Raw genomic sequence first — 5,774 nt, 5'->3', positions numbered from 1 at the left:
TCCGAGAACCGGTCATCCGACGACGACTTCACCTGTCCGGGCCTTGGCACACCCCGCCCAACGACCCGGAAAGCCCAAAGTCACCGGTATTGCATCTAGGGGGGAGGCCCGGCAGTCCCACTCCGCACTGGTGGAGGCCAGCAGACTTCTTCATCGGGCTGCCGGCGAGCGAACGCGACCGGGTCAGCCGCATGGTGCACCGGACGCCGGATGTCGACTTTACGACCGTGCCTCCAGAGTCGATCCCCGGAGAGCTCCGCGAACAGGTCGCCGCCTGGCGCGACCCGAACTTCCTCAGCAACAGGGCGTACACAGTTACCGACCCGGCCGAGATCGACTTCAACTCCCCCGAAGTGCAGGCCGCGGAACTCCCGGCCTCCAATGGCATCGGCACGGCGCGCGGCCTGGCGCGCATGTACGCAGCGCTGATCGGCGAGGTGGAGGACTTCCGGCTCTTCAACTCGGCAACCCTCGTATCGGCGACCAAGGAGCAGGCCCACGGGAGGGACCAAGTGCTGGTAGCGCCCAGCCGGTTCAGCTCCGGCTACATGCTGCCCGCCGCGGACAACCCCATGACCGGGCCGTGCTCCTTCGGTCACACCGGCCGAGGCGGCTCACTCGGCTTCGCCGATCCGGAACACGGCATTGCCTTTGCCTACGTGATGAACCACATCATCAGCGGCCCGGACGATGCGCGTGCGGCATCGTTGGTCGACGCAGTGCGCATGTCACTGACCTGACGGTAGTCCCAGTGCAATGGGCTCAGCTCGCGCGGTGAGCCTTGTCGACGGTCTTCGCCAGGTGGGTATCGACAATCCAGGGTTGTCGGAGAGGCCCCGCAACGGCGCGGGGAGCGCGCCCACGCGGTGCGTGGCCGGAACACGGTGAGGGCTTGCTCTTCTGGACAGCCAAGCCCTGCCTGATGGCCACTGGCCGCTTCACCCGGGCGATCCAGCTAGCGAACGATGCGGCGGCCGTGATGCAGCGTGATTTGTGCACCACGAGCGACAGGTACCTCTCGCTCCATGGCACGGGCTTCCTCCTGGTGCCGTGGCAGCCTCCCGAGCCGAGGACCGGGCAACGACGCAGACGCTTCTTCGGGAAGCCGACGAAGCCGCGCAACGGCTGGGCGCCGACGCCAACCACCTGACGCCGAGCAAGCTGCCCTGAGCAGGTTCCTCACCACGAGCGCCAGATCGTCGGCCTCAGCGCGACGTCTGAGCCGGCGTGCGCCATTTCCGCGCCCCTGGTGCGACGTGGCCTTCTGTGAGGTGAGGGAACAAGCCCGAACCGAGAAGGCGGGATTCCCGAATCGTTGCACCCCAGGTGCATCAATACCTGTCCCCGCGAGAGGAGAGTTTAACGGACCATGCAGTGAGGGTTTTTGCTGCAACGAGCAGAGTGGAATTATCTAACCTACGCAGACCCTGGAGGCGTGCTACTGTCGATCTCAGTTGCGGTTGTGGTTCCCAAAACTTCAAGTGCCCCACTCGGCTCCTGCCGGTGGGAGCGCTTTTGTATTTCCGGTCACTTTTCCGGGCGGGGTAATCAATGCGACGACACGGCGTCCGCGCAGTGCGGAGGCCGATGTACTGCCCCAAAGGAGATATGACATGGCTGCTGGTATCGTGAAGTGGTTCAACGCGGAAAAGGGCTTCGGCTTCATCGAGCAGGACGGTGGCGGCGCTGACGTGTTCGCCCACTTCTCGAACATCGCCGCCCAGGGCTTCCGCGAGCTGCTCGAAGGCCAGAAGGTGAACTTCGACGTCGCGCAGGGCCAGAAGGGCCTGACGGCCGAGAACATCGTTCCGGCCTGACGCTGACGCACATTTTGTAGCTGGGGCCCGCATCCTTCGGGGTGCGGGCCCCAGCTGCATGCATTTCCCGCAGTAGTTTCACTTGCGAGAAGCCTCGGAGGAATCCACGGCTCACCACCCGTGGCTCCTCCTTCAGAATGCAGGCGCATCCTGAAGAGCTACACCGCGGATCTCGCGTCCCCCATTTAAGCACCTGTGCCCGCGCAGATTCCCGCCGGCCATATTTGCTTTCTTTTACCACCGGCCCATAGCAGTAATTCCCCGTGCCGCTCATCGCTGCGGGAATTCCTTGATATGCGCCGCATCGAGGAAGGTTCCGCATGAACCGCACACACACGAACGACCGCTCCGCCCGCCCCCGTAATGGAAGTGCCGACGCCAGAAAGGGCGGCAGCCGATTCGACTCGCCGGCCCGTTCCGGTGGTTACGGCCGCCGGCCCGCCACAGTGCAGCGTGAGTTCACGCTTCCCAAGACGATTACCCCCGCGTTGCCCGGCGTTGAGGGCTTCGCCGAGCTCGGCATGCCTGAGCAGCTACTGGCCGCACTCGGCAAGCAGGGCGTGAGTGCACCGTTCCCGATCCAGGGCGCCACGCTGCCGAACTCCCTGGCGGGCCGCGACGTCCTGGGCCGTGGGCGCACCGGTTCCGGCAAGACCCTCGCCTTCGGCCTCGCCCTGCTCGCCCGTACCGCCGGACAGCGGGCTGAGCCCCGCCAGCCGCTGGGGCTGATCCTCGTACCGACGCGAGAGCTGGCGCAGCAGGTGACCGAGGCGCTCACTCCGTACGCCCGCTCCGTCAAGCTGCGGCTGGCCACGGTGGTGGGCGGGATGTCGATCGGCAAGCAGGCCGGCGCGCTGCGAGGTGGAGCCGAGGTCGTCGTCGCGACCCCGGGCCGGCTCAAGGACCTCATCGACCGTGGCGACTGCAGGCTGAACCACGTGGGTGTCACGGTGCTGGACGAGGCCGACCAGATGGCTGACATGGGGTTCATGCCGCAGGTCACCGCGTTGCTCGACCAGGTCCGCCCGGAGGGGCAGCGGATGCTGTTCTCCGCCACCTTGGACCGTAACGTCGACCTGCTGGTGCGCCGGTACCTGACCGACCCCGTCGTGCATTCCGTCGACCCCTCGGCCGGTGCGGTCGCGACGATGGAGCACCACGTCCTGCACGTCCACGGCGCCGACAAGCACGCCGCCACGACCGAGATCGCCGCCCGCGACGGCCGCGTGATCATGTTCTTGGACACCAAGCACGCAGTCGACCGCTTGACCCAGGACCTGCTCAACAGCGGGGTACGTGCCGCCGCGCTGCACGGCGGCAAGTCGCAGCCGCAGCGCACCCGGACTCTGGCCCAGTTCAAGACCGGACACGTCACCGTGCTCGTGGCGACGAACGTCGCGGCGCGCGGCATCCACGTCGACAACCTCGACCTCGTCGTCAACGTCGACCCGCCGATCGACCACAAGGACTACCTCCACCGCGGAGGCCGTACCGCCCGCGCCGGCGAGTCCGGCAGCGTCGTCACGCTCGTCACACCGAACCAGCGTCGCGGCATGGTCCGTCTGATGGCGGACGCCGGAATCCGGCCGCAGACCACCCAGATCCGCTCGGGCGACGAGACCCTGAGCCGGATCACCGGCGCCCAGGCCCCGTCCGGTATCCCGGTCGTCATCACCGCACCGGTGGTCGAACGCCCCAAGCGCAGCGCCTCCTCCCGAGGCCGACGCCGCCCCTCTTCGGCGACCCGGCGCACGCCCGCACGACAGTCCGCCTTCGACGCGGCGGCCTAGAACCTTCGTGATCAGGAAGCTGACCCATCTCTGCAGGAGGCACCTTTTGACGCTGGTTCAGATGCAGCCCCGCCCGGCGAGCGCCGACCCCGTGCGCAGGACGCTGGTTGAGGTGATGGACGCGGCCGGCCTGCAGGTCTGTGACGACATGAGTGTCGAGGTGGCGCTGTCCGTCATGGCCGCCGCCCGCACGGGCCGACTGGTCGTCTGCGACCAGGACGGCCAGTGCACCGGCCTGGTCACCCAGACCGAACTCACCGCCGTCCGTGACAGCTCCGCTTACACGGACCGCGTCCGCCTGCGCGACATCCTCGGCGAGCACGGGTCGTTCACCTCACCCGTGGCCACGATGGCCGAAGCCGAGCGCGCGATGTGCCGCCTCCGGCTCGGTGCCCGGCCGGTGGTTGACGAGCAAGGCAGCGGTCTGGGCATCCTCGCCCCCTCCCGCTGAACCGCCTCACCCTGGTCGGACCGTTCTCCCCTTCTCCTTCTCCCTGTGAGGCCACATGCGCTGCGTCATCGCCCGTTTCCCCTTCGAGCTCACCAGGAGCGGCGTGCTGGAATCGATGAAGGGCATCAAGCCCGAACCGGGCACCGGCGAATCCGTGATCATCGGCCGCCGCCACTACCCCGTCAAGCAAGTCGGCCAGGTCGTCACCCGCCAGGACCGACGTGACTTCAGCGCCGCCGAAGTCCTCCGGGCCATGACTCAGCTCGGCTTCACCTGCCGCACCCTCGCCACGGCCGCCCCTGTACGCATGCTCAGCCCGCTCCAGCAAGCTTCCGCGATGCTCGGCGCCCCCGTATCCGTCTGACCGAGGAACAGGTAGCGGCCGGCACCTGAACAGCAGTGTGGGCCCGACCGGCACGTGCCGGTCGGGCCCACACTGCTTGCAACGGGTTCCCGTCGCAGTGGGTGCTCAGTGGTCGGAATAGCTGAAGTCGCCCACGGTCCAGCCGCTGACGTCCTCGATGGCAACGCGGTACATCCCGCCCGTCTCCGGGATCCCCACCGTGCCCTGCAGGATCCGGGCGACATGGAAGTGCAGATGCGTGGGCGGCCCGTCCTTCTTAGCGGGGGCGAGGAAGACGGCGGAGAACTCTCCCAAGCGGTCCGAATCCGTCAGGACCTCCGACACCCTCAGCCTCCACACTGCTTCGGGAGCCAGCCGACCCGTGATGACAGCACCACCGGTGACCACGGTCAGGGACATCTGATTGCTCTGCCCGGACTCCACCAGGGCGACGACGTCAACGAGCAGCTCGTCAGGCTTCGACATGAGGCAGATTATATGAACCGGCCATCCGGCTGCTTAAGCGGTGACGCTACCGGGCAAGACGGGCGCTCACGGTCTTGCCGCCGGAGGCCCGGCGGGTGACCGCGGTGACGTGGGTAAGACGGTGGACCATGGGCCAGCCGCCCCCGGCGCCGCCGTTCGGGTCAGGGGGCGCATACACGGCGCATGCGGGCTGCAGTCATGCACGGTCACCTCGATGCTGTCCGGGTGCGCGCTCAGGCCCAGGGTGCCGGTGCCGCCGCCGTGGCGCAGAGCGTTGGTGACGAGCTCCGAGACGACCAGGACCACGGTGTCGGCGGCCTTGGCCGCGATCGGGTGTACGAAGCGGTCGAGGAAGTCTCGGGTTGCTCGCGCGCGCCGGCGACGGATGCCGTGGATCGGGCGGTTGCGACGTCGATGCTCATCGTGTCCATCAGGTCGCCTTGGTCTCTGGAGCGTCCGTCCCCCGTCCTCTCCGCGTGGTGCCTGCGCCCCGGCCTGCGGCGGTTGACCCGGCAATGACGGCCTCACGCCTGCCTCGCCGCTGTTCGAGGTCGATTACCTCACCGTCGAACACGCGGAAATCTATGTCGACCGGAGTAGACATTGGGCTGTGGTGTGGTTATGGTTTCTCTCGTAGCCCAGAGAGACAGGGCCTGGCAGAGACGAACTGCCGGGCAGCAGTACCCGCAGTTGCAGTTCGCAGGACGGTGCGGTGGTGGAGTTCCGAAGCCAGGGTTGTTGCAGGAAGGCGACGGGACTGACGGCCGGACCGGGTGGCCCGCAGTGATCAGGGGCTGCCGTGAGCAGGACCGCAGTTAGCGCAAGTGCAGTACCCGTAAGTGCAGTTCGCAGTACCCAGCAGTGAAGTCAGTGAGCAGCACCTCGGT

General features: G+C 67.2%; 6 protein-coding genes and 1 pseudogene. 5 read left to right on the top strand and 2 right to left on the bottom strand.

Annotation, left to right across the window (positions count from 1 at the left end; all coding sequences use genetic code 11):
• The 5 genes from IF67_RS0138210 to IF67_RS0138185 all read left to right on the top strand — a co-directional run.
• A partial coding sequence (locus IF67_RS0138210; protein ID WP_158713238.1) for a serine hydrolase occupies positions 1–740 on the top strand: 740 nt, incomplete at its 5' end.
• A gap of 873 nt (positions 741–1,613) precedes the next feature.
• Positions 1,614–1,817 carry a cold-shock protein gene (locus tag IF67_RS0138200; protein WP_030993612.1) on the top strand — a complete coding sequence of 68 codons (204 nt, stop codon included), beginning with the start codon at positions 1,614–1,616 and terminating at the stop codon, positions 1,815–1,817.
• Between the two features lie 320 nt (positions 1,818–2,137).
• On the top strand, positions 2,138–3,607 hold the full coding sequence (locus tag IF67_RS0138195; protein WP_030993610.1) for a DEAD/DEAH box helicase: 1,470 nt from the start codon (positions 2,138–2,140) through the stop codon (positions 3,605–3,607).
• A gap of 46 nt (positions 3,608–3,653) precedes the next feature.
• Positions 3,654–4,058 (top strand): CBS domain-containing protein, encoded by a 405-nt coding sequence (locus tag IF67_RS0138190; protein WP_030993608.1) that lies wholly within the window; start codon positions 3,654–3,656, stop codon positions 4,056–4,058.
• A gap of 55 nt (positions 4,059–4,113) precedes the next feature.
• Entirely contained in the window at positions 4,114–4,422 is a 309-nt protein-coding gene (locus tag IF67_RS0138185) for an SCO5918 family protein (protein ID WP_030993602.1), read from the top strand.
• Positions 4,423–4,527: 105 nt separating this feature from the next.
• On the opposite strand, the gene IF67_RS0138180 is transcribed toward IF67_RS0138185, so the two are convergent.
• Entirely contained in the window at positions 4,528–4,887 is a 360-nt protein-coding gene (locus IF67_RS0138180) for a hypothetical protein (RefSeq protein WP_030993601.1), read from the bottom strand.
• Positions 4,888–4,933: 46 nt separating this feature from the next.
• Positions 4,934–5,318, bottom strand: a pseudogene (locus IF67_RS42670) (ATP-binding protein).
• Between the last annotated feature and the right edge of the window lie 456 nt (positions 5,319–5,774).

The organism is Streptomyces sp. NRRL S-1813, from assembly GCF_000719605.1.
Classification (GTDB): Bacteria; Actinomycetota; Actinomycetes; order Streptomycetales; family Streptomycetaceae; genus Streptomyces; species Streptomyces decoyicus.
Note: the sequence above shows the minus strand (reverse complement) of the source record. Positions and strands in the feature narration are given on the sequence as shown.